We start from the raw sequence: 259 nt of genomic DNA on the forward strand, positions 1-259 counted from the left end.
GCATTATACAAGTAATGATATTGCTTTCAAGAGGAAAAAGTGTAAAGACATTTTGATCTTTTAAGTAAAGCTTATTGTGTTGACGTATCAATCCAGCAAAGAGTAGTCTTTGCCCATAAACGAAAAAACCACCCGGCAAGGTGGTTTTTCGAAGGTTCATTAAACCGGCAAGTTTATGAACCGTGGTAACAGGGTGTACAAGACCGCTGCCACCTAATTTGTCCTTCCAGTTTAGCCGTAGTTGGACCTGTCTCTTATA

Annotated in this window: 1 pseudogene; it reads right to left on the reverse strand. The window is 39.8% G+C overall.

Annotated elements, in window-relative coordinates:
• Positions 1-259 (reverse strand): annotated as a pseudogene (locus tag ACNQ0T_RS24550) (hypothetical protein); the annotation flags it as partial.

Source organism: Enterobacter cloacae complex sp.6700776 (genome assembly GCF_048284255.1).
GTDB classification, from domain to species: domain Bacteria; phylum Pseudomonadota; class Gammaproteobacteria; order Enterobacterales; family Enterobacteriaceae; genus Enterobacter; species Enterobacter intestinihominis.